The following is a 23,816-nucleotide window of genomic DNA, read 5'->3' as shown; positions in this document are numbered from 1 at the left end:
GTTTTTTTGCGCGTGATTTAATACTGTGGAAGAGAGGCTCCTCGGCAGGCAAAAAAGTCGTTGAATTATTATACCTGTGTCTGTATAATAATACATATCATTTTTAGGACGTTTGGGGGAAAAAGCAATGACGGAACACATGAGAGCGGCAATTGTAGGTTCAACCGGTTACGGAGGAGTGGAGCTGATCAGGCTGCTGCTCGGACATCCTGCTGTAACGATCACTTCGGTAATTTCGTCTTCGAGTGCAGGAACGCCTATTTCGGACGGATTTCCTCATTTGAACAGCATTATACACGATTCACTGGATGCTGTGGACGTATCGCTTATCGCGTCCAAAGCGGATGTCGTTTTTCTGGCGACACCGGCGGGTGTGGCTGCCAAGCTGGCGCCTCAAATGCTGGAGGCCGGTCTCAAAGTGATCGATCTGTCCGGAGATTTCCGGCTGAAAACCCCGGAGATCTATACCCAGTGGTACAAGCGCGAGGGCGCGTCCCAGGAAGATCTGGATAAAGCGGTTTTCGGTTTGTGCGAAATTTACGGTGAGCAGGTGCCGGGAAAAGAGTTTATTTCCAACCCGGGCTGTTACCCGACGGCTACTCTTCTTGGTCTAGTTCCGGCTGTGAAAGCGGGATGGATCGATCCGTCCACGATCATCGTGGATGCCAAATCCGGTATTTCCGGTGGGGGAAGAGGACTGGGCCTCGGCTTTCATTACGCGGAAGCCAACGAGAATTTCTCGGCTTACAAACTTAATCGCCATCAGCATATTCCCGAAATCGAGCAGGTGCTGAGCGATGCCGCGGGACGTGAAGTCATCATCACCTTCTCGACGCATCTTGTGCCGATGACGCGCGGAATTATGGCGACCTGTTATGCGCAGTTGAACGGAAAGCATGACACCCGCGAGTTTATTGAAATGTACCGTAATTTCTACGAAGGACGCCGTTTTGTGCGGATTCGCGAAGAAGGCAAGTGGCCGGCTACCAAAGAAGTTTGGGGCTCGAATTACTGCGATATCGGTTTTGCCGTAGATGAAAGGACGAACCGGGTTACCGTCGTTTCGGTTATCGACAACGTGATGAAAGGCGCGGCCGGGCAAGCCGTGCAGAACTTGAATCTGATGCTTGGCTGGGATGAAACGACGGGTCTTCAACTTACACCGGTTTATCCGTAATAGTTCCGACCTTTTTAATGATAGTTTGCTTTGCATAGATTAGCAGGGCTCTATTGAGGAGCCGTTATATTTTACCGGCTTGCGAGAGATTTAACAGATAGTAGATATCCCAGGGATAATGGGCAAAAAGGACAGGTGAGCATCCATGACGCTGCTAGGCCGTTTTACCGTCGTGCCGGATGGCACGGTGACTACACCTCAAGGCTTCCGCGCTGGCGGCCTGCATTGCGGTTTAAAGAAAACCGAACGCAACGATCTCGGAGCGATCGTATGCGACGTCCCGGCGGCCGTTGCGGCCGTTTACACGCTTAACGCGTTCCAGGCCGCACCGCTTCGCGTGACGCAGGAAAGCATAGCCGCAGGCGGCAGGCTCCAGGCGATGCTCGTCAACAGCGGCAACGCCAACGCGTGCACGGGCGAGCAAGGACTCGCGGATGCGCGCGCTATGCGCGATGCCCTGGCACGCCGCCTCGGGATCGCCGAAGAGCTGGTCGGCGTCACCTCGACAGGCGTCATCGGCGAGCTGCTGCCGATGACGAAAGTGCTCGCCGGCATTGAAGCGCTGCCGGAGAAGGTTCACGCCGCAGGCGGAGAAGACTTTTCCCAGGCGATTCTGACGACCGACCTGGTGAAGAAAGTCATCTGCGTGCGTGTTAACATCGGCGGGCGCGAGGTGCATATCGCCGGAGCGGCCAAAGGTTCGGGGATGATTCATCCGAACATGGCGACGATGCTCGGTTTTGTCACCACCGACGCGAACATCGAGAGCAAGCACCTGCAGCAGCTGCTTGGCGAAGCGACCGATTCCACCTTCAACATGATTACGGTGGACGGCGACACCAGCACGAACGACATGGTCGTCGTGATGGCAAGCGGACTGGCCGGCGGGGAAGCGCTGCAGCCCGGCCAAGCGGACTGGGAAGACTTCGCGGCCGCATTCCGCTACGTGTCGGAGCATCTGGCGAAAGCGATCGCCAGAGACGGCGAAGGAGCGACGAAGCTGATCGAAGTCAACGTGCACGGGGCCGCTTCACAGGAGGCTGCACGCGCGATTGCCAAAACCGTCGTAGGCTCCAGCCTTGTGAAGACGGCGTGCTTCGGAGCGGATGCCAACTGGGGGCGGATCATTGCAGCCGTCGGACGCGCGGGCCAGCCGGTGAATACGGAGACGGTGGATGTAAGTCTTGGAGGCATCGCCGTACTTAAGCAGTCCAAACCGGTTGCGTTTGACGAGGACCGGGCGGAAGCTTATTTAAAGGGAGATATCGTGCAGATTGACGTGCACTTAAATATGAGTGAGAGCGGAGCGACTGCTTGGGGCTGCGATTTGACCTATGATTACGTCCGCATCAATGCGGCGTACCGGACTTAGGCCGCCAGGACCCGCTTAGGGAGACGAACGGAGGCAAGGGGAGACATGGAAAGTTTTGTGATGAAGTGCGGCGGGAGTACCCTAGCTGCACTGCCGGATTCTTTTTTCACGGATTTAAAGCAGCTTCAGGACCGCGGCATTGTCCCTGTCATCGTGCATGGCGGGGGGCCTGCCATTTCAGAGACGCTGAATCAGCTCAGTATAGCGAGTGAGTTCGTGGGCGGGCTCCGCAAAACAAGCGAGGCTGTCCTCGACGTCGTCGAAATGGTGCTGGCCGGACGGATCAATAAAGAAATCGTTAGACGCATCCAACTGTCCGGAGGTAAAGCCCTGGGATTGTCCGGTGTAGACGGACGCCTGATTACGGCCCGCCCGGTGGAAAACACCTCCGAAGTAGGACTCGTAGGCGACGTGACCGATGTGAACGCGGAGCTGATTCAAGGCGTAGTCGGGATGGGCTACATGCCCGTCATTGCACCGATCGGTCTCGGCGGCGACGGGAACCAGCGCTACAACATTAATGCCGATACGGCAGCGGGTGCGGTCGCATCCCGGATCGGGACGGACCGGCTCATCGTTGTGACCGATGTACCCGGTATTATGAAGGTGGAGGACGGTGTGAAGCGGGTGCTTCCGACCGTCACCATTGCGGATATCGAGGCGATGATCGAGAGCGGAGATATTTACGGGGGCATGATCCCTAAAGTACGGGCGGCGATCCAGTGCATCCAAGGGGACGTGCGGGAAGTCGTGATCGTGGACGGTTCCGTCCCGGGTATTCTCAGCAGCGTTCTGGACGGAGCGCAGGCCGGCACCCGGATTATCCGCTAGCGGCAACTATCTTTAACAATTAAACGATGGGAGTGAAGAACATGGTTCAGCAGGCAAGCAGTTTGTTTCCGACGTATGCCCGGTTTCCAATCACACTGGTAAAGGGAGAAGGCAGCCGATTGTGGGACGATCAAGGCAAGGAGTACATCGATTTGATGGCCGGTCTTGCCGTTACGAATTTAGGGCATGCTCCGGAAGTGGTTAAAGAGAAGCTTGTGGCGCAGCTTGATCAGCTTTGGCACGTGTCTAATCTGTTCCATATCCCGAATCAGGAAAAGCTGGCGAAGCTGCTGACCGATAACAGCTGCGCGGACGCCGTGTTCTTCTGCTCGACCGGCGCCGAAGCCAACGAGGCGGCTATCAAGCTTGCGCGCCGTTATTCGCAGAAAGTACTGGGCGAGGACCGTTACGAGATCATTACGTTCCATCAGTCGTTCCACGGCCGTACGCTGGCTACCCTGACCGCAACCGGACAAGAGAAGGTGCAGGAAGGCTTCCACCCCCTTCCCGAAGGGTTTGTCTACGCCGACTATAACGACCTTGCTTCCGTCGAAAAGCTGATCAGCGAGCGTACGTGCGCCGTTATGCTGGAATTGGTTCAAGCCGAAGGCGGCGTAATCCCGGCGGATCCCGCTTTCGTGAAGGCTCTGGCCGAACTTTGCAAGGAGCGCGGCCTGCTTCTCATCGTCGATGAAATTCAGACGGGTATGGGTCGCACCGGCAAGCTGTTCGCCTATGAGCATTACGGCATCGAGCCGGATATCTTTACTCTGGCCAAAGGCCTCGGCAGCGGTTTCCCGATCGGGGCTATGCTGGGGAATGCCAAAGTGGCGCCGGCTTTCTCGGCAGGTTCCCACGGCAGCACGTTCGGGGGAACCCCAATCGCTACGGCTGCAGCTATAGCAACCGTTGAATATATGCTGAGCGAGAAAATTCCTCAGCGCGCGGCGGAGCTTGGCGAATGGACGGTTAAGACGCTTCGTGAGAAGCTTGCGGGCAATCCGATCGTCGAAGAAGTGCGCGGCGAAGGCCTCTTGATCGGCATCGTGTGCAAGCAGCCCGCAGCGGAGCTTATAGCCGAGATTCATGAAGCGGGCGTTCTGGTCGTATCGGCCGGCCCGCAAGTGGTGCGTCTGCTGCCAAGCCTCGTTATTCCGAAAGAAGATTTGCAGAAGGGCCTGGACGTCGTTTGCGATGTACTGGCAAGAAAAGCCTCTGCTTTAGTACAATAGACAAGAAGGTCGTCCGCAGCTCTGCGGGCGCTCCGACATTTTGCAGGAAGAAAGGACGGATTCCCATGTCCAGCACGGTACAGGAAGAATTGCAGCAGCAGCTTAAGGGAAGAGATTTCCTGGGGCTGGTCGATTACACACCCGCGGAGCTTAATTACCTGATCACGCTGGCCCGCGATCTGAAGGCCAAACAAAAGGCCGGCGAAGCGCATCAGCTTCTCAAAGGTAAGACGCTCGGCATGATTTTCGAGAAATCATCCACGCGGACGCGTGTTTCTTTTGATGTAGGGATGTTTCAGCTCGGGGGTCAAGCCTTGTTCCTTAGCAAAAACGACATCCAGCTCGGACGCGGAGAAACGGTTTCCGACACGGCGCAGACGTTGTCCCGCTACCTGGACGGCATCATGATCCGTACGTTTGCCCACCGCAACGTGGTCGATCTGGCGCGTGCCGCGACTATTCCGGTTATTAACGGGTTGACGGACTTTTCTCATCCATGCCAGGCCCTGACGGATTATATGACGATTCAGGAGCATAAAGGCCGCCTGGAAGGGCTTAAAATCGCTTATGTCGGCGACGGCAACAATATGGTCCACTCCCTGCTTGTCGGAGCGGCCAAACTCGGCCTCAACATCACGGTCGCTTCTCCGGAAGGGTACACGCCGGATGAAGAGCTTGTCCGCAGCAGCAGGGAATTTGCTTCCCAATCGGGCGGCTCCGTGCTGGTTACTCAGGATCCGAAGGAAGCCGTGGCGGATGCGGACGTGATATATACGGACGTATGGGCGAGCATGGGCTTCGAAGCGGAGCAGCAGGAGCGCGAGCGTTCTTTCAGCGGCTACCAGGTGAACGAGGAGCTTGCCCGCTACGCGAAGAAGGATTACCTCTTCCTGCACTGTCTCCCGGCACACAGGGGAGAAGAGGTCAGCGAAGGCGTAATCGACGGACCGAATTCTTTCGTATTCGATCAGGCGGAAAACCGTCTTCACGCACAGAAAGCCGTTATGGCTTCGATTATGTAACCAAAATTATGGCAGCAAAGGTGAGGGAAAACATGGCTAAAGAAAAAATCGTGCTGGCCTACTCGGGCGGTTTGGATACGTCCGTTATTCTGGCTTGGCTTAAAGAAACATATGACGCTGAAATTATCGCATTTACAGCGGATATCGGGCAGAAGGACGAACTCGACGGCCTGGAAGAAAAAGCACTGGCGACCGGCGCGAGCAAGGTCTACATAGATGATCTCCGCGAAGAATTCGCGAGCGACTTCATCTATCCGATGTTCCAGTCCGGCGCGCTGTACGAAGGGCAATACCTGCTCGGCACGAGCATCGCGCGCCCGCTGATCGCCAAGCGCATGGTCGAGATCGCCCGCGCCGAAGGCGCTACGGCCATTGCGCATGGCGCAACCGGCAAAGGGAACGACCAGGTGCGCTTTGAGCTGACGGCCGCTGCGCTTGCGCCGGAAATCGGCGTAATCGCCCCATGGCGCCTGGAAGCATTCCGGGAGCAGTTCCCGGGCCGCGCCGAAATGATCGCGTATGCCGAGAAGCACGGCATCCAGGTGCAGGCGACCGCGTCGAAACCGTATTCGACGGACCGCAACCTGCTGCACATCTCTTTCGAGAGCGGCATGCTCGAGGATCCTTGGTTCGACGCAAGCGCCGATTCCAACCGCGATATGTACGTGCTCAGCGTAGCTCCGGAAGATGCGCCGGATCAGCCGGAATACATCGAGCTTGAATTTGAGCAGGGCAATGCAGTCGCTATCAACGGCGAGAAGCTGAACCCGCTGCAAATGATGGAGACGCTCAATGAGCTTGGCGGCAAGCACGGCATCGGCCGTATCGACATGGTCGAAAACCGCTTCGTGGGCATGAAGAGCCGTGGCGTGTACGAGACGCCGGGCGGCACGATTCTGTTTGCGGCTCACCGCCGCATCGAATCCCTGACCATGGACCGTGAAGTCATGCATCTGCGCGACTCTCTGATCTCCAAATACAGCACACTCGTATACAACGGGTTCTGGTTTGCTCCGGAACGTCTGGCTATTCAAGCGCTTGTATCCGAGAGCCAGAAGAACGTAACGGGCACGGTTCGTATGAAGCTGTACAAAGGTAACGTGATTGCCGCCGGCGTGAAGAGTCCGGTGAGTTTGTATAACCCGAATATCGCGACGATGGAAGCGGATCCGACCCAAGCTTACGACCAGGGCGATGCAGCAGGTTTCATCCGTCTCAACGCGCTGCGTCTGAAAGTAAGTTCCGGCGTAGAGCAGCAATCCGGGAAATAAACGGGAAATCAATCGTTTGTTTATATACCTGTGAAACAGGAAACGGGGAACGGGCCGGAAGCGGCCCGTTGTTCCGTTAAAATCGAAGGAGGCAGCAACGTGTCGAAATTATGGGGCGGCCGGTTTACGAAGCAAACCGACCAATTAGTAGAAGAATACACAGCTTCCATCACGTTCGATAAAGAACTGGCGGAAGAAGACATCCAGGGCAGTCTTGCCCACGTGACTATGCTCGGCAAATGCGGCATCCTGCCTCAAGAGGATGTCGAAACGATCAAGGACGGTCTTAATCGCGTACTGGGCATGATCCGCCGCGGCGAGCTGGAATACACGATCGCCAACGAAGACATTCATATGAATATCGAAAAGACGCTGATTGATGAGATCGGACCGGTAGGCGGCAAGCTGCATACGGGCCGCAGCCGTAACGATCAGGTGGCGACCGACATGCATCTGTATTTGCGCGGGCGCGTGGTGGAATTCGTCAGCCTGCTCCAGAAGCTTCAGGAAGCCCTCCTGACGCAGGCAAAGGCCAATCTGGATACTATCGTGCCGGGATATACGCATCTCCAGCGTGCGCAGCCGATTCTGTTCGCCCACCATCTGATGGCTTACGTGTCGATGTTCCAGCGTGATATCGAGCGTCTTCAGGACAGCTACAAGCGGATCAACGTTCTGCCGCTGGGCGCCGGCGCTCTTGCGGGCACAACGTTCCCGATTGACCGTCATTTCGTAGCGGAACAGCTTGGCTTCGAGGGAGTGTACGAGAACAGTCTGGACGCCGTCAGCGACCGTGACTTTATTCTGGAGTTTCTCGCCAATGCATCCTTCATCATGATGCACCTGTCTCGTTTCTGCGAGGAGCTAGTTATGTGGTCCAGCACCGAATTCAATTTCGTCGAACTGGACGATGCGTTCTGTACGGGCAGTTCCATTATGCCGCAAAAGAAGAACCCGGATGTGGCCGAGCTTGTCCGCGGCAAAACCGGCCGCGTCTACGGCAACCTGTTCGGCCTCATGACCGTTCTCAAGGCACTCCCGTTGGCCTATAACAAGGACATGCAGGAAGACAAAGAAGGTATGCTGGACACAGTTCGTACCCTTCAAGGCGCCCTGCAGCTTTTTGCACCGATGATCTCGACAATGAAAGTGAACAAAGCCCGCATGCGCCAGGCGGTGAATCAGGATTTCTCTAACGCTACGGACATTGCGGACTATCTCGTAAACAAGGGTCTGCCATTCCGCCAGGCTCACGAAGTGATCGGCAAGACAGTCCTCTACTGCATCCAAGAGGGTAAATTCCTGCTCGATCTGTCCATGGAAGAGTTCAACAAGTTCTCTGAACTGTTTGGTGACGACATTTACGAGGTGCTTCAGCCGGAGCAGGTGGTTAACGCCCGTAACGTATACGGAGGTACGGCCAGCAGCCAGGTAGAGGGAGCTATTTCACGTGCGGAGAAGTCGCTGGAAGTAACTGTAAGATGGGTTGACAGCAAGCTCGATAAAAGTAAATAATGGGGAAATAACCGAAAGGCTCATGAAATTCATGCGTTTGGCCGTTGTGCCGCGCACGGGTTATTCAGGGCCTTTCCTGTTTCGCCCCGTCCCTCTTTTGCCGGGTGGACGGGTTGTTTCGCAGGCACTAAGGTGTCTTGCCGTTCTGGGTGACTCCGTCTTCAATGACGTTCTTTTGCGGAGGAGCGGATTCCGCCGGCGGCTTGAGTACACCTGTATTAGACGCGACGACTCTCGCTTGCGGAGTATAGCGGTCTCTGGAAATTTTTTCACGGGAGACTTCTTTGCCGCCCTGCTTTTTTATCCGGTAGGTATCGACCACAAACCCTTGCTTGCCGGGACTTAGCTCCACCTGTTCGCCGGCTCTCAACCCGGGATTGTGCACGTATTTGACGGGCGGTTGAATCGTCTCAACGGTATTCGACAATATCTCATACGTCGTATCCGAGGGAATGCTCCCGAATAGTTTAATAGTCAGCGCCATATCCGACATTTCCGTTCGGATAAGGAGGTGGGCTTTTGTGTCGTTTCGGAAGCGAAAATTGATGAAACCTGTCGAAAAAGTGGCATCTTGCCCCAAAGGGGCGTAGCTGATCGGCAGCGAATGGTTTCTTCGTTCGACAATCTCCAGACCGGCGCGCAGAACCGCGTTGTAGAGCGTGGTGGAAACTTGGCAAATTCCGCCCCCTACTCCGGGAACAAGCTTGCCGTTTAGGATAACGGGAGCTTCCCGAAAGCCGAACTTAACGCCGGTCTGTTCAATAATAGGGGCGTAATCGAAAATTTCGCCCGGCTTTAGGATTACTTCATGAAGCGTTGCTGCGGTCGAGCGGACGTTATGCTTGCGTCCCGGCGACGATTGGCTAAGCGGGGTCGAGAACTGCGTGATAAGCCGGTCCACATGCTGGTCGCGCAGCATTTTTTCCGTCACCTCGGGTTCCTGTAGCCGAAATGGGACTTGTATGGAAAGCGGATTCTCCGCCCGCTTCGGATCTATCTGCCTGATCTGCTGCTCTATGTCCGCCTTTAAGCGGGAAGCATCAATGCGGAGGGCGGGTTGTCCCGCTTTATACTGCACGCGGTCATCGGGCGTAACGATGCGCTGGGCAGATACCGGTTGTACGGCATAGATATCGGGCCATAGGATCCGCAGCTTCTTTTCGAGCTGATCCGCTTCTATGAACAAGCCGATTTTCGCTTGGTAATGGCGGAGCTTCCACCGGTTGCGCGCACGATCCAGCAGATTTCCTTCCGTAAGGTCATGAAGGAGTGTCTGAAGCTCGTGATCGTCTACACGCAATCCCAGGTCCTGAAGCTTCTGCGAGCGGGGAGGAACTTCCTTCCGGTCGGACACAAGCTGTACGGGGACGGAATTCAGAAGCGCAACCTGACGGCTTAACTGCCCGGGGAAATCGGCGTAAGCCATTCCGCCCACCTTCCATCCCGATACGGTGAATTGCTCCGGAAAAGCCGGGCGCGAGCCGTAAAAGGCAATGGAACCCAGAGCTATAACGGCCGTCAGCGGCAGGACGAGGGCAATTGTCGTTAGCACACGCTTAACTGGCTTCATAAGTAAACTCCTTCAAAGAATTTGGCGCACTGACACTTTGGACTCAAGTTGAACTTGAACATTCAGACGGATGCCTGTTCTACATGTCTATGGATTCATCGGACAAATATGCCTGAGTCGAAAATAGGGCAAACCTCAACAAAATTCGCGTCCGCTGTGAAAAGATGTTGAAAATTCCCTTTTTTAAAAGGATTTTTAAGATGGCTGTCGAACTTGTATGAGCTAGGATCAATCCGCCGTTAACAGGAAGTGATGATTTTGATCGAAATGCAGGATGTCTGGAAAACGTATCCTAACGGAACTCATGCGCTGCGGGGGATCGATGTCAAGGTCGACCGCAACGAATTCGTTTATATTGTCGGCCCGTCCGGCGCCGGTAAATCTACTTTTATGAAGATGATCTATCGGGAGGAAAAACCTACAAAAGGGCAAATATTTGTGAACGGGTTTAACATCGAGAAGCTTAAACAACGGAAAATCCCGTATGTGCGCCGCAACATCGGCGTTATTTTTCAGGATTACCGGCTGCTGCCGAAGATGACCGTCTATGAAAACATTTCTTTTGCGATGGAAGTTATCGAGGCACCGAAGAAGTTGATCAAAAAGCGCACAATGGAAGTACTCGACCTCGTGCACTTGAAGGATAAGGCCAATTCTTTACCGGGACAGCTCTCTGGCGGTGAACAGCAGAGGATCGCAATTGCCCGGGCAATAGTGAACAACCCGGCCGTGATTGTCGCCGATGAGCCGACAGGTAACCTGGACCCCGAAACCTCGTGGGGAATCATGAAGCTTCTGGAAGAAATCAATTTCCGTGGAACGACGATCATGATGGCGACCCACAACAAAGAAATCGTCAACACGATGCGCAAACGCGTTATCGCTATCGAGAACGGGATTATTGCCCGTGACGAGCTGCGAGGTGAGTACGGTTATGAAGAGTAGGACAATGGCCCGCCATCTGCGGGAAGGCTTTCGCAACATCATTCGCAACGGATGGATGACCTTCGCGTCGATCAGTTCCATCACCATTTCGCTTTTTATACTGGGCTTATTCCTGCTGCTGTCATTGAATGTGAATTATGTGGCAGATCAAATAGAGAAACAAGTCGAAATCCGCGTGTACATGGATTTGAACATTACGGAAGATCAGACCAACCAGTTGAAGCAGGAGCTGAATTCCCTGCCCGAAGTCCAGCAGGTCACTTTCGTTTCGAAGGAGCAAGGGCTTGAAGATCTCCGGAACCGGCTCGGGGAAGAAGGAAAAGGGTTCCTGGAAGGGTTCGAAGGCGACGAGAATCCGCTGCCGCCTGCTTTTAAAGTCGAGGTTAAAGACCCCCGGCAAGTGGCGGGAGTTGCAGATAAAATCAATAAGCTTAACGAAGGCAAGGAACCGAAGCCGATCGGCAGCGTCAAGTACGGCCAGGGCACGGTTGAGAACATGTTCAAAATTACGCAAATTGTCCGCAACGTCGGACTCGTTCTTGTAGCGCTTCTCGCTTTTACATCCGTATTTCTGATTGCCAACACCATCAAGCTTACCATTGTCGCCAGACGCAGAGAGATCTCGATCATGAAGCTGGTCGGCGCGACGAATGCTTTTATCCGCTGGCCGTTCTTTATCGAAGGGGCTCTGCTGGGAGTCGGCGGTTCCGCCATACCGGTGGCCGTGCTCCTGTACGGGTACAACAAGCTGGTGGAGTCCAGCAAGTCGGACCTGAGTATGGTCTTTATCAAATTAAAGCCTTTTGCCGAAGTCAGTTATGTCATTGCCGGACTGCTGTTATGCCTGGGTTTCCTTATCGGAATTTGGGGCAGCATCATCTCCGTGCGCAAGTTTCTCAAAGTGTAGACGTGAATGGGCGCATGCACAATGTGTAAGAGGAGGATCAACACTTGAAGAAAAGACTCATGCCTTTAGTGGTTGCACTCGGAATCTCGACAACATTGCTGCCGTATGCGGTGGCCAACGGGGCTTCCAACTCGGCCAAAATCGATCAGGAAATTTCGAATATGAAGAAAATGAAGTCCGCAGCCGAACAGAAGGCGAAGGACGTTCAAAATCAGCTTACACAGGTTCAACAGGAAAAACAGGAAACCGCCAAGGATATCGACACCTTGATGGACCAGCTCGACAGTGCGACGGCCAAACTTTCCGGCTTGAACGTCCAGATCGAGAACACGACCGAGGACCTCGAAGACAATGCCAGGCAGCTGGACGAAGCGGAGAAGCGGGTTGAAACCCGGGACGAGCTTTTGAAGAAGCGCATGCGCATTATGTATGAGAACGGTTCGGTGTCTTATCTGGAAGTCGTCCTGAACTCCACGAGCTTTTCGGATTTTATCGACCGGATGTCGGCGCTGAAATCTATCGTGGGCCAGGATAAAGAGATTCTGGAAGCGAACAAGAAAGACCGCGCCCTTGTGGCCGAAAAGAAACAGCAGATCGAGAAACAGTTGGCTTATGTGAAGAATCTGTACGCGCAAACGGAAACTCTTAAACAGGATCTCCTCGTCAAGGAAAAAGCAAAAGAAGTGAAAATCGCATCCCTGTCCGCCGAGCAGCAGCATCTGGAAGAGATTAGCAGCGATCAGGAACAGGCGATTATGGAATATGCGAAGAAAGAATCCCAACTTCAGGCCAAGAAAGCAGCCGATGCGAAAGCTGCAGCGGCGGCTGCGGCGGCAGCCGCGTCGAAGAATTCTTCGTCGTCCGGAAGCTCCGGCATCGGTGGCGGCCCGGCAACGGGTTCCGGAGGCAGCATGGGCTATCCGCTTCCGAAGAGAGTTTCGCTGTCATCCGGTTACGGAGGCCGTGTAGACCCGATCAACGGTTCCTACGCCGGTCATACGGGAATTGACATGCCTTCTCCGCAAGGAACCGATATTTATGCGGCGGAATCCGGCACCGTACTGGTTGCTTCCGAGTGGAGCGGCTACGGCAACTGTGTCATTATCGATCACGGGGGCGGCGTTTGGACCCTATACGGACATATACGTAACGGAGGCATTAAGGTTTCCAAAGGTCAATCCGTGAAACGCGGCGAGAAAATCGCAGAGGTAGGTTCAACTGGAAGATCAACGGGGAATCACCTGCATTTCGAAGTCCGGATCAATTCGAAACCGGTCAATCCGTCCAGCTATATCGGCTATTAAGGTTTTCGGCGACTGGCACTCATAAATTGGAAGAGCTTGTCATACACTAACAAGAGCAGCTCATAAGGGTGCAAGTACAAAGGTGGTGAACGGCAGTGCAATTCAAAGGGCGTACGGTGATCGCATTCGTTCTGCTGGGGATGTTTGCAAGCAGCATTCTGACGCTGACCTTTACGGGCAGAAATCTGCTGCCTCTCGGAAGCAAATCCGTCGGAGCTTCGGCAACCGCAGGAAGTTCGGGACTCAGCAGTCAGGACGTCGGCAAAATTGCAAAGACGTACCAGCTGATCGAGAACAAGTATTTGAACAAGGTCGATCACGACAAAATTATGAACGGCGCCATCAACGGAATGCTGGAGTCGCTTGAAGACCCGTATACCGTGTATATGGATTCCAATGAAGCGAAGCAGTTCAGCGAGAGCATCAATTCTTCGTTCGAAGGAATCGGGGCAGAGGTTACGTCGGAAGACGGCAAGATCAAAGTCGTTTCCCCGATCAAGGGATCGCCGGCCGAGAAAGCCGGAATCATGGCTAACGATGTAATCGTATCTGTCAACGGTGAAAAATTGGACGGGCTAACCGTCAATCAGGCGGTCGTCAAAATCCGCGGGCAGAAAGGCACTCAGGCCAAACTGGAGATTTTGCGGCAGGGTTCGACGGAGCCGGTTCAAGTGATTGTAGTCCGTGACGAAATCGACATTGAGACGGTTTTCGGCGAAATGCTTGAGGGCGGCATCGGCAAAATCGAAATCCGCCAGTTTTCGGCAAATACTGCGGAGCACTTCCAGCAGGAGCTGAAGAAGCTGGAGACGCAGGGAATGAAAGGGCTCGTAATCGACGTCCGGAACGATCCCGGCGGTCTTCTCAACGTTGTGATAGATATTGTCGAGCCGTTTGTGCCGAAGGGCAAACCGATCGTACAGATCGAAAACCGGGAAGGCAAACGGGAAGCGACTACGTCCAAGGACGGCAGCAAGAAGTACCCTGTTGTCGTGCTGACGAATAAGGGAAGCGCCAGCGCTTCGGAGATTTTGGCGGGAGCGTTTAAAGAAGCGGTCGGCAGCAAGACCGTTGGCGAAACTACGTTCGGCAAAGGCACCGTGCAGGAAACGTATGTGAAGGAAATGGGAGACGGCAGCAATATCAAAATGACCGTCTACAAGTGGCTGACCCCGGACGGGAACTGGATCCACAAGAAGGGGATCGAACCGGATATCGTGGTCGAGCAGCCGGCATTCTTCAAAGCATCGATTCTGTCCAAGAAAGATACTTTAAAGCCGGACAGCAACAGCGACGATGTGAAGAACCTGCAGCTGATGCTGACCGGTGTAGGCTATGAACCGGGCCGGACAGACGGCTACTACAGCAGCAAAACGGCGGATGCCGTCAAGGCGTTCCAGAAGAGCAGCGGTCTGTCCGTGACCGGTAATGTGGATGCGGCGACGGCCAAGAAGCTGGAAAGCGCCGTTCTGGAAGCCGTTAAGCTTCCGAAGAACGACAATCAGCTGAAAGCGGCCGTTAAAGAGCTGCAGACCCAGCTTTCGAAATAAAAGAGGGACGGTAGGACTTTGCGCGCTCCGGCGCGGGTCCGGCCGTCCTCTTCTTTTTGCCAATTGTATGGGGACGGAAGGAAATGAAGGGGGCGGGTCGAATGTATATAACTAAGTCGGACCGTCGGATTTTTTACAAAAAAGAAGCGTGTTTCGAGCCTTGAGGGAGTGAGTTATGGACATTATTGCGGAAATTGCCGGACGTTTCTTGACGGCGTTCGGTCGGTTATGGCTGAACCCTTTTACGTATATCGGACTTCTTCTCGTCCTTCTGCAGTACCGGAAACAAATTCAATTTGAACGAAAATTGTTTGCCACCCGCCTTCATTCCCTGATCGGGGAGACCTGGCGGACTTATTTATGGGGCTGGGTCGCGGGACTCGGCGTATCGGTCGTTATGCTGTTCGTAGGCGTCTCCCTGCAAGCCGATACGATTCTGCTGCTGTGGGGCCTGTCCGTCGCGATGATTCTCATCCGCATCCGGTTTCTGTGCCTCGCTTATTCGGTGGGACTCCTCGGTATTCTGCAGGTTGTGCTGGCCGGACTGCCCGCCCCTGGCGGGGACGGTTTCTGGAGCAGCGTGGCTGCCGTGGTAAGGAATGCGGACGTTCCGTCCCTGCTTGCTCTGGTAGCCGTCCTACATGCGGCGGAGGCCCTGTTGATCCGCTCGCAGGGAGCTCGGATGGCGAGCCCCATGTTCTACGAGGGCAAGCGGGGCAAGATCGTCGGAGGCTACCAGCTCCAGGGATTCTGGCCGGTGCCGCTTTTCCTCGCGGTTCCGGTTCAAGCGGGTACGGGAGCGGTTGATTTTCCCTGGTCGCCGCTGTTTACCGGCGATGCTCTGATGGCGGGCTGGAGCTTGCTCGCATTCCCCGCCATGATCGGGTTTACGGAGCTGACGATGACCCGGCTTCCGAAGGAGAAGGTGGGGCGAAGCTCCGCTATGCTGCTGGTCTATGCAGCGGTGCTCTTCCTCTCCGCGCTGCTTGCGCAGGTCTGGAGTCCGTTCACCGTTGTCGCTGCCGTGCTTGGAATTGTGCTGCACGAAGCGGTGATCTGGTACGGACGATGGGAAGAAGCGCAGCGCAGCCCGTGCTTTATCAACCAGCCCCGCGGGCTGAAGATTCTGGCGGTGGTGCCCGGCAGCCCCGCCGCCGAGCTGGGGCTGAGACCCGGAGAGCTTGTACACAAGGTAAACGGCGTCCGGGTCCACAGCAAAACCGAGCTGCACCAGGCGATCCAGGTGAGCTCGGCGTACTGCAAGCTGGAGATCGTCGACATGGAAGGCGAGATCCGTTTTCACAAGCGGGCCGTCTTCGCGGGTGAACATCATCAGCTGGGTATCGTCATCTGCCCGGATCAGGATGCCGTTTATTACGTCGAAATCCGGCAGCTGCCGCTGCTGACTTATTTTACGAGAAAGCTGACGGGGCTGTTGACGAAACGTTCGGAAGAAACCTTGTAGGGGCGAACAGAGCGAGTTCCGCGGGGAAATCGGTTCTCAAACGCGCATGTCCGCATTCTGCACGATGCCAAGCAGTTTAGAGACAGGCGGAAGCAGACGCCGCAGGAACTGGCACACCGGCTTGCGGGCTCTTCATCCAAATAAAAACCTCGACATCACCTTATGGTGAACGTCGAGGTTTTTATAGCGTTGCGATGCAGGCGGGAGGGAAGGAAAGCTTCCCAAGCCTTTACAACAGGAGCGTGACTAGTTAGCTTTTGCAGGAGCCGCTTCCGCGACAGCTGCCGGCGGCGCCTCTTTCTGTGGCTGTGGCTGCTGCTCATTATTTTGGAATTCCCTCAATACGACGATCTCCACACGCCGGTTCTTGGCGCGGTTCTCTTCGTTTGTGTTAGGCATTTTAGGAACGGTATCCGCATAAGCCGTCGCCATCAGATGATCATCGCTCAGTTTAGCCGTATTCGTAAAATAACGGAGTACGGAAAGCGACCGCGCAAACGAGAGTCCCCAGTTATCTTTGTAAGCCGATCCGGATGAAATCGGAATATTATCGGTATGCCCTTCGATGCTGACCCGGTTGCTCAGCGTAGGAAGAAGGGTAGCGAGCTTTTCAAGTACGGGATAAGCCGCCGGTTTGAGATCGGCTTTACCCAGATCGAACAGGAACAGATCGTTCAGCGTAATGGCGATGCCCCTCGGTGTATCCGATGCGGAAACTTTAGCTTCCAGGTTGTTATCTTTGATGTACGCCTGGATCGCTTGAAGCATGTCCTTGAGCTGCTGCTCTTTCTTGGCCGCTTCTTCCGCGGAGGTATCCTTCTTAGGCTTGGTTCCGTCGCTCGCCGTGGGTATGATCGTGCCGGAAATTCCGCTGCCTTGAGGCAGAAGGGATTCATTTTTCATAAATTGCGAGTTCAGGGCCTTGGCCATAGTCTCGTATTTGTTCATATCGACTTTGCTCATCGCGTACATCACGATAAAAAATACCAGGAGCAGCGTAATCAAGTCGGAATAAGTAATCAACCAGCGTTCATGGTTCACGTGTTCTTCTTGTTTCTTACCTCTCTTCCGCAAGATCGGCACCCGCCTCTCCGCTGCTTTGCTTATCGGCATTCTTCTCGTGAACGAAGGAAGCCAGCTTTTTGCGGATCAACTGAGGATTCTCACCGGCCTGGAGAGCCAGAATGCCTTCAAGCATCAGTTCCATTTCGGAAATTTGCTCTTTGCCGCGCAGCTTGATCTTGTTGCCGATCGGCAGATAGACCACGTTGGCGAACATAACGCCGTATAGAGTGGCGGAGAAAGCGACCGCGATGGCCGGACCGAGTGTGGAAGGGTCGGACAAGTTGCCGAGTACGTGAATAAGCCCGAGCACCGTTCCGATAATTCCCATGGTCGGGGAGTAGCCGCCTGCGGCTTCGAACATTTTGGACATGCCGTCGTTGCGGTGTTCGATGGAATCCATTTCAAGCTCCAGAATCTGCCGGGTAAGCTCCGGATCCGTTCCGTCTACGACCATCATAAGACCGTCTCTCAGAAAAGGATTAGGATGCTCCTGGGCTCTCTGTTCCAGGGCCAGTACGCCTTCGCGGCGGGCGATGGAAGCCATGTCGACGATTTCGTCGATGGTGGCGGTCGTGTCCCGCTGGGTTTGTTTGAATGCGATTCCGAGCGCTTTCGGAATTTTTTTGAGTGTTGCTACCGGGAAACTCACCGCGACTGCACCGAAGGTGCCTCCGAAGACGATCAGCATGGCACTTGGAACGAGGAGCGAGGTCAGATGACCGCCGTCCCACATGTATCCCCCGATTAGTGCCCCCAAGCCGAGTATAAGCCCTAACAATGTTGCCAAATCCACGATTGACCACCTCTAGAATCGAAATATGTTCATGATGCAGACCAGGCTGCCGCCTAAAAAAAGGAAATGAAAATGAGTCTGAATATTTGCAACCGGATCATAAAAAGAGTATAATTATACGGGAACACATATTCTTATTTCCGGCAGCCCGAATATCTCCGTTGTAGGTAAGTATATATGTTCTATATCGGAGCAAGACGGGTAAAAGTTTATAGGTATTAAGACAGGCATGCGGGGGGTGCAAGCCGCCGCGTGCTTTTAAATTTGACTACCTGACGGTGGGTGATAAATTTTGAGTGAAATAATCAAGAGCACGAACAAGTTTGAACTCGTATCGGATTTTTCTCCTCAGGGAGACCAGCCTTCTGCGATCCAAGAGCTCGTCAAAAGCATACAGGACGGAACGAGGCACCAGACGCTTTTGGGCGCAACGGGTACGGGAAAGACGTTTACGGCGGCTCAGGTCATTGCCCAGCTAAACCGTCCGACCCTCATTATTGCGCACAATAAGACGCTGGCGGCTCAGCTTTGCAGCGAGTTCCAGGAGTTTTTTCCGAACAACGCCGTGTCTTATTTCGTCAGCTACTACGATTACTATCAGCCGGAGGCTTATATAGCTTCTTCGGATACGTATATAGAGAAAGACTCCAGCATCAATGAAGAAATCGATAAGCTTCGCCACTCGGCGACGAGTTCGTTGTTTGAGCGCAGAGACGTTATTATCATAGCGAGCGTGTCGTGTATTTACGGCCTCGGTTCACCTGCGGAATACGGATCGCTGCTGCTGTCGCTGCGCACCGGAATGGAGAAGTCCCGCAACGAGATTCTTCACCGGCTTGTGGACATCCAGTATCAGCGCAACGATATGAACTTCGTGCGCGGCACGTTCCGTGTCCGTGGCGATGTCATTGAGATTTTCCCGGCTTCCCGAAGTGAACAGGCCGTCCGTGTGGAACTGTTCGGGGACGAGATCGAACGGATCACCGAAATCGACGTGCTTACGGGCGAGATTCTGGGTGAACGCGACCATATCGCGATTTTTCCGGCGTCTCACTTCGTAACGAAAGAAGATACGATGAAGCGTGCGCTGGTGAACATCGAGCGCGAGCTGGAGGAACGGCTCGAGGAACTGCGCGGCAAGGGCAAGCTGCTCGAAGCGCAGAGACTGGAACAGAGAACGCGCTACGACATCGAAATGATGGCGGAGATGGGCTTCTGCTCCGGGATCGAGAACTATTCCGGGCCGCTGACGTTCCGCGAACGCGGGGCGACGCCTTATACGCTTCTCGATTATTTCCCGGACGACATGCTGGTGATGGTCGACGAGTCCCACGTGACATTGCCCCAGATTCGTGCGATGTACAACGGGGACCGGGCGCGCAAGGAAGTGCTGGTCGAGCACGGATTCCGTCTCCCTTCCGCGCTGGATAACCGTCCTTTGCAGTTCGAGGAGTTCGAACGCAAGGTGAGCCAGATCGTTTATATCTCGGCAACGCCGGGGCCATATGAGCTGGAACACTGTCCGGAGATGGTTCAGCAGATTATCCGTCCGACCGGACTGCTTGACCCGATCATTGAAGTGAGGCCGACCAAAGGTCAGATCGATGATCTCATCGGTGAGATTCATGACCGGATCGCTAAGGACGAGCGGGTTCTCGTGACGACCCTCACGAAGAAGATGTCCGAGGATCTAACGGATTACTTTAAGGAAATCGGCATCAAGGTACGTTATCTGCACTCCGATATCAAGACTTTGGAGAGGATGCAAATCCTCCGCGATCTGCGGCTCGGTACCTTCCACGTTCTTGTGGGAATCAACCTGCTCAGAGAGGGGCTTGATTTGCCGGAAGTTTCGCTGGTGGCTATTCTGGATGCCGACAAAGAAGGCTTCCTCCGCGCGGAACGTTCGCTGATCCAGACGATCGGCCGGGCGGCCCGGAATGCGGATGGACGCGTCATTATGTACGGCGATAAAATTACGGATTCCATGGATAAGGCGATTAAGGAAACCGAACGCCGCCGGACCATACAGGAAGCCTACAATATAGAGCACGGGATAACCCCGCAAACCATTGCCAAGAAGATTCGCGACGTAATCGAGGCGACGAAGGTCGCCGAGGAGAAGACGGAATACCTGGCAGAAGTGAAGACAGGCAAAATGTCCAAGAAAGATCGCGCCGCGGTAATCGAACGTCTCGAGGCAGAGATGAAAGATGCGGCGAAGAATTTGCAGTTTGAAAGAGCTGCGGAATTGCGCGATGCTCTTCTTGAACTGAAAGCGGAAGGTTAGGATAGCAACGATGCGGCACAGACAGGCAGGAGAACAGAAAGGGATCCTGCCTGTCTGTCTGCTTATATCCGGCCCAATCCGGGCATAACTGGTACTAAGCGAGGCAAGTATGGTAAATAGAGTACCTGCACCCGTATAGTTGGGGATGACAGTTGCACGATTGATAGATTATCGTATATATTGACGTATATACGTTTTTGATTAATATTTAATGGGACCCGCGTTCAAGCGACAGCTGGACGAAGGGTTTTGTTCATAGATATCTTTTTGGTGTGAATCTGTTCTGCTATATTCGAAGAGTCGGTATGTACAAGCCGGAACAGACAATAGAGACTGGATTTTGAAGTGTGTGGAGTATCAAAGAGATTAACTAACAGGAAGCTCAGCCTTAGAACCCGGGAAGGGAACCTTTCAGATGTTCCGGGGAAAGGACTGGACGGCCTGCGAATAGAGAGGGTGTACGTACAAGGTGGCCAGAGAAAACATAGTCATTAAAGGGGCACGGGCACACAATCTGAAAAACATTGATGTGACCATTCCGCGCGACAAGTTCGTCGTGCTTACGGGACTCAGCGGTTCCGGGAAGTCGTCCCTGGCCTTCGATACCATTTATGCGGAAGGACAGCGCCGTTATGTTGAATCGCTGTCTGCTTATGCGCGGCAATTTTTAGGACAAATGGACAAGCCGGACGTCGATTCCATCGAAGGGCTTTCACCGGCGATCTCGATCGACCAGAAGACCACCAGCCGGAATCCCCGTTCTACGGTTGGAACCGTTACGGAGATTTACGATTACCTGCGCCTTCTCTTCGCGCGTATCGGGAAACCGCACTGCCCCGTACACGGCATTGAGATTACTTCCCAGACCGTCGAACAAATGGTCGACCGGGTAATGGAATATCCGGAACGGACGAAGCTGCAAATCTTGGCTCCGCTTGTTTCCGGACGGAAAGGCGAGCACACCAAGCTGCTGGCCGATATTCAGAAACAGGGTTTCGTCCGTGTGCGTGTTAACGGAGAAATCATGGATCTCTCCGACAAGATTACGCTGGAGAAGAACAAAAAGCACAACATTGAAGTCGTTGTTGACCGTATCGTCGTTAAAGACGATATTCAAAGCCGGTTGGCGGATTCCCTGGAGACGGCGCTGAAGCTGTCCGAAGGCCGCATTATCGTCGATATTATCGACCAGGAAGAACTGCTCTTCAGCCAGAATCTAGCCTGCCCGGAGTGCGGGTTCAGCATTGATGAATTGTCTCCGCGTATGTTTTCCTTTAATAGTCCGTTCGGAGCCTGCCCGGAGTGTGACGGTCTTGGCAGCCAGATGATTGTAGATCCGGATCTTCTGGTGTCCGATCCGAACAAGACGATCAACCAGGGAGCTTTTGAAGCTTGGGCGGGAAGCACATCCACTTACTACCCTCAATTCCTGGCGGCCGTTTGCAGCCACTATCAGATTCCGATGGATGTTCCGGTGTCGGAACTGAGCCAGGAGCAGTTCAAAATCATTCTGTATGGCACAGACGGACAGCGTGTCCGCTTCCGTTATCAGAATGAATTTGGAACCGTCAAGGACGCTTACGTGCCGTTTGAGGGCATCGTAAGAAATTTGGAGCGCCGTTACCGCGACACTTTCTCGGATGGAATCCGGGAACACATTGAGGCGTACATGAGCTCCAAGCCATGTCCGAAATGTAAAGGCCAGCGTCTTAAACCGGAAACCCTTGCCGTAACGGTAGGGGGAACCAACATTTCCCATGCGACAGAGCTCTCCATCGGAGAAGCTCAGAACTGGTTTGAGGATCTTGACGGAGGGCTGTCCGAGAAAGAGCGGACCATTGCCCACCTGATTCTTAAAGAAATCAAAGCGCGCCTAGGATTTCTGGTAAATGTCGGACTCGATTACTTGACTCTGCACCGGGCAGCGGGAACGTTATCCGGGGGCGAGGCCCAGCGTATCCGGCTTGCTACCCAAATCGGGTCATCGCTGATGGGTGTCCTCTACATTCTGGACGAGCCGAGTATCGGTCTTCACCAGCGTGATAATACGCGCCTGATTCAGACGCTGGAGCATATGAGAAATCTGGGCAACACACTGATCGTTGTGGAACATGACGAAGACACCATGATGGCTTCCGATTATATTATCGATATCGGTCCGGGTGCGGGTATTCACGGCGGACAAATCATCGCTCAAGGTACGCCGGAAGAGATCATGAACAATGACAACTCCCTGACGGGCCAGTATTTGAGCGGTAAAAAATTCATTCCGATTCCGGCGGAGCGGCGCAAGCCGAACGGGAAATGGCTCGAGATTAAAGGAGCCAAGGAAAATAACCTGCGCAACGTAAGCGTGAAATTCCCACTGGGTGTATTTACGTGCGTAACGGGCGTATCGGGATCGGGTAAAAGTACCTTGATTAACGAGATCCTGTATAAGACACTGGCACGCGATCTTAACAAAGCCAAAGTGCGTCCGGGTCTGTACCGTGAAATGAAGGGTCTGGAGCACGTGGACAAGGTGATTGATATCGATCAATCGCCAATCGGACGGACGCCCCGTTCCAACCCGGCAACGTATACAGGAGTCTTCGATGATATCCGCGATCTCTTTGCTTCCACAACGGAAGCGAAAATCCGTGGTTATAAGAAGGGCCGTTTCAGCTTTAACGTGAAGGGCGGACGCTGCGAGGCGTGCAGAGGCGACGGGATTATCAAAATCGAGATGCACTTCCTTCCGGACGTCTATGTGCCGTGTGAAGTCTGCAAAGGCAAACGGTACAACCGTGAAACGCTTGAAGTCAACTATAAAGGTAAAAGCATCTCCGATATCCTGGATATGACGATAGAAGATGCCTGCGAATTCTTTGAGAATATACCGCGGATTCACCGCAAGCTTTATACCCTTCTGGATGTAGGCTTGGGTTACATGAAGCTCGGACAGCCCGGAACGACTTTGTCCGGCGGGGAAGCCCAACGTGTGAAGCTGGCGGCGGAGCTTTACCGCCGCAGTACAGGCAAGACGATCTATATCCTGGATGAGCCGACAACGGGTCTGCATATTCACGATATCGACCGTCTGCTGAAAGTGCTTCACCGTCTAGTTGAGAACGGCGATTCGGTTCTGGTTATTGAGCATAACCTGGATGTAATCAAAACAGCCGACTATTTGATCGATCTGGGCCCTGAGGGAGGCAGCCGCGGCGGTGAAATCGTCGCAGCCGGTACTCCGGAAGCCGTCGTCAAGGTCGAAGGCTCCTATACCGGCCAATATCTCAAGCCGATATTGGACCGCGACCGCAAGCGTTCGGACGACTACGCCGAGCGCGCGAAGGAGCTGCTGGAGGACGCGGTCAGCTAAGGCAGGCGTACTCTCGGGCACCTTGCCTCTAAGCAAAAAAGGAAGCAGGAACAAAGCGGTGATTCGCTTTGCTCCTGCTTCTTTTGCGTTGGATGGCAAGTAAATAAAGAAAAACGGGCAGGATCGCTTTGGGACGATCTTGCCCG

At 54.0% G+C, this 23,816-nt stretch carries 17 protein-coding genes; 14 read left to right on the top strand and 3 right to left on the bottom strand.

Going from position 1 to position 23,816, the window contains the following annotated elements:
• The first annotated feature begins 127 nt into the window (after positions 1-127).
• The 7 genes from argC to argH all read left to right on the top strand — a co-directional run bounded on the left by argC (position 128) and on the right by argH (position 8,420).
• Positions 128-1,177, top strand: a complete 1,050-nt coding sequence (gene argC / locus AC2TF6_RS27660; protein ID WP_491309362.1) for an N-acetyl-gamma-glutamyl-phosphate reductase — start codon at positions 128-130, stop codon at positions 1,175-1,177.
• Positions 1,178-1,322: 145 nt separating this feature from the next.
• The gene (gene argJ / locus AC2TF6_RS27655) at positions 1,323-2,549 is read left to right on the top strand and encodes a bifunctional glutamate N-acetyltransferase/amino-acid acetyltransferase ArgJ (protein WP_491309361.1); all 1,227 of its coding nucleotides are present in this window, start codon (positions 1,323-1,325) and stop codon (positions 2,547-2,549) included.
• Between the two features lie 45 nt (positions 2,550-2,594).
• The gene (gene argB / locus AC2TF6_RS27650; protein ID WP_009677010.1) at positions 2,595-3,380 is read left to right on the top strand and encodes an acetylglutamate kinase; all 786 of its coding nucleotides are present in this window, start codon (positions 2,595-2,597) and stop codon (positions 3,378-3,380) included.
• 41 nt (positions 3,381-3,421) lie between these two features.
• Positions 3,422-4,612: an acetylornithine transaminase gene (gene argD, locus AC2TF6_RS27645; RefSeq protein ID WP_491309360.1), complete on the top strand. Its 1,191-nt coding sequence runs from the start codon at positions 3,422-3,424 to the stop codon at positions 4,610-4,612.
• Positions 4,613-4,677: 65 nt separating this feature from the next.
• The gene (argF, locus tag AC2TF6_RS27640; protein WP_491309359.1) at positions 4,678-5,634 is read left to right on the top strand and encodes an ornithine carbamoyltransferase; all 957 of its coding nucleotides are present in this window, start codon (positions 4,678-4,680) and stop codon (positions 5,632-5,634) included.
• Between the two features lie 32 nt (positions 5,635-5,666).
• A complete protein-coding gene (locus tag AC2TF6_RS27635) occupies positions 5,667-6,905 on the top strand; it encodes an argininosuccinate synthase (RefSeq protein WP_491309358.1) in 1,239 nt (412 codons plus the stop codon).
• A 99-nt stretch (positions 6,906-7,004) separates the two neighbouring features.
• Positions 7,005-8,420 (top strand): argininosuccinate lyase, encoded by a 1,416-nt coding sequence (argH, locus tag AC2TF6_RS27630; protein WP_491309357.1) that lies wholly within the window; start codon positions 7,005-7,007, stop codon positions 8,418-8,420.
• A 127-nt stretch (positions 8,421-8,547) separates the two neighbouring features.
• On the opposite strand, the gene AC2TF6_RS27625 is transcribed toward argH, so the two are convergent.
• Positions 8,548-9,990 carry a VanW family protein gene (locus AC2TF6_RS27625; RefSeq protein WP_491309356.1) on the bottom strand — a complete coding sequence of 481 codons (1,443 nt, stop codon included), beginning with the start codon at positions 9,988-9,990 and terminating at the stop codon, positions 8,548-8,550.
• Between the two features lie 258 nt (positions 9,991-10,248).
• Here AC2TF6_RS27625 and ftsE point away from each other — a divergent pair, with 258 nt between their 5' ends.
• From ftsE to AC2TF6_RS27600, 5 genes are all read left to right on the top strand, one after another.
• Positions 10,249-10,935 carry a cell division ATP-binding protein FtsE gene (ftsE, locus tag AC2TF6_RS27620; RefSeq protein ID WP_036739723.1) on the top strand — a complete coding sequence of 229 codons (687 nt, stop codon included), beginning with the start codon at positions 10,249-10,251 and terminating at the stop codon, positions 10,933-10,935.
• A complete protein-coding gene (gene ftsX / locus AC2TF6_RS27615; protein WP_491309355.1) occupies positions 10,925-11,842 on the top strand; it encodes a permease-like cell division protein FtsX in 918 nt (305 codons plus the stop codon). The genes ftsE and ftsX overlap by 11 nt, the downstream gene beginning before the upstream one ends.
• 44 nt (positions 11,843-11,886) lie before the next feature.
• Entirely contained in the window at positions 11,887-13,146 is a 1,260-nt protein-coding gene (locus tag AC2TF6_RS27610; protein ID WP_491309354.1) for a murein hydrolase activator EnvC family protein, read from the top strand.
• A 95-nt stretch (positions 13,147-13,241) separates the two neighbouring features.
• Complete coding sequence (locus tag AC2TF6_RS27605) at positions 13,242-14,696, top strand: S41 family peptidase (protein WP_491309353.1); 1,455 nt, start codon at positions 13,242-13,244, stop codon at positions 14,694-14,696.
• Between the two features lie 175 nt (positions 14,697-14,871).
• Positions 14,872-16,161, top strand: coding sequence for a PDZ domain-containing protein (locus tag AC2TF6_RS27600; RefSeq protein ID WP_491309352.1), 1,290 nt, complete (start codon positions 14,872-14,874; stop codon positions 16,159-16,161).
• Positions 16,162-16,407: 246 nt separating this feature from the next.
• On the opposite strand, the gene AC2TF6_RS27595 is transcribed toward AC2TF6_RS27600, so the two are convergent.
• Together AC2TF6_RS27595 and AC2TF6_RS27590 are read right to left on the bottom strand one after the other, a co-directional pair.
• Positions 16,408-17,235, bottom strand: a complete 828-nt coding sequence (locus AC2TF6_RS27595) for a flagellar motor protein MotB (protein ID WP_491309351.1) — start codon at positions 17,233-17,235, stop codon at positions 16,408-16,410.
• The gene (locus tag AC2TF6_RS27590) at positions 17,219-18,019 is read right to left on the bottom strand and encodes a flagellar motor protein (protein ID WP_491309350.1); all 801 of its coding nucleotides are present in this window, start codon (positions 18,017-18,019) and stop codon (positions 17,219-17,221) included. The genes AC2TF6_RS27595 and AC2TF6_RS27590 overlap by 17 nt, the downstream gene beginning before the upstream one ends.
• Before the next feature lie 292 nt (positions 18,020-18,311).
• On the opposite strand from AC2TF6_RS27590, the gene uvrB reads away from it, so the two are divergent.
• Together uvrB and uvrA are read left to right on the top strand one after the other, a co-directional pair.
• Positions 18,312-20,309, top strand: coding sequence for an excinuclease ABC subunit UvrB (gene uvrB, locus AC2TF6_RS27585; RefSeq protein WP_491309349.1), 1,998 nt, complete (start codon positions 18,312-18,314; stop codon positions 20,307-20,309).
• A 469-nt stretch (positions 20,310-20,778) separates the two neighbouring features.
• A complete protein-coding gene (gene uvrA / locus AC2TF6_RS27580) occupies positions 20,779-23,670 on the top strand; it encodes an excinuclease ABC subunit UvrA (RefSeq protein WP_491309348.1) in 2,892 nt (963 codons plus the stop codon).
• Positions 23,671-23,816 lie beyond the last annotated feature (146 nt).

It is taken from the genome of Paenibacillus sp. JNUCC 35 (assembly GCF_058269095.1).
Note: the sequence above shows the minus strand (reverse complement) of the source record. Positions and strands in the feature narration are given on the sequence as shown.

What these genes read in the sequence shown, in the direction of transcription:
- AC2TF6_RS27635 (WP_491309358.1), top strand. Translation starts at nt 5,667, where the DNA reads ATGGCTAAAGAAAAAATCGTGCTGGCCTACTCGGGCGGTTTGGATACG.
- argD (WP_491309360.1), top strand. Translation starts at nt 3,422, where the DNA reads ATGGTTCAGCAGGCAAGCAGTTTGTTTCCGACGTATGCCCGGTTTCCA.
- argJ (WP_491309361.1), top strand. Translation starts at nt 1,323, where the DNA reads ATGACGCTGCTAGGCCGTTTTACCGTCGTGCCGGATGGCACGGTGACT.
- ftsX (WP_491309355.1), top strand. Translation starts at nt 10,925, where the DNA reads ATGAAGAGTAGGACAATGGCCCGCCATCTGCGGGAAGGCTTTCGCAAC.
- AC2TF6_RS27625 (WP_491309356.1), bottom strand. Translation starts at nt 9,990, where the DNA reads ATGAAGCCAGTTAAGCGTGTGCTAACGACAATTGCCCTCGTCCTGCCG.
- AC2TF6_RS27600 (WP_491309352.1), top strand. Translation starts at nt 14,872, where the DNA reads ATGGACATTATTGCGGAAATTGCCGGACGTTTCTTGACGGCGTTCGGT.
- argB (WP_009677010.1), top strand. Translation starts at nt 2,595, where the DNA reads ATGGAAAGTTTTGTGATGAAGTGCGGCGGGAGTACCCTAGCTGCACTG.
- argF (WP_491309359.1), top strand. Translation starts at nt 4,678, where the DNA reads ATGTCCAGCACGGTACAGGAAGAATTGCAGCAGCAGCTTAAGGGAAGA.
- argC (WP_491309362.1), top strand. Translation starts at nt 128, where the DNA reads ATGACGGAACACATGAGAGCGGCAATTGTAGGTTCAACCGGTTACGGA.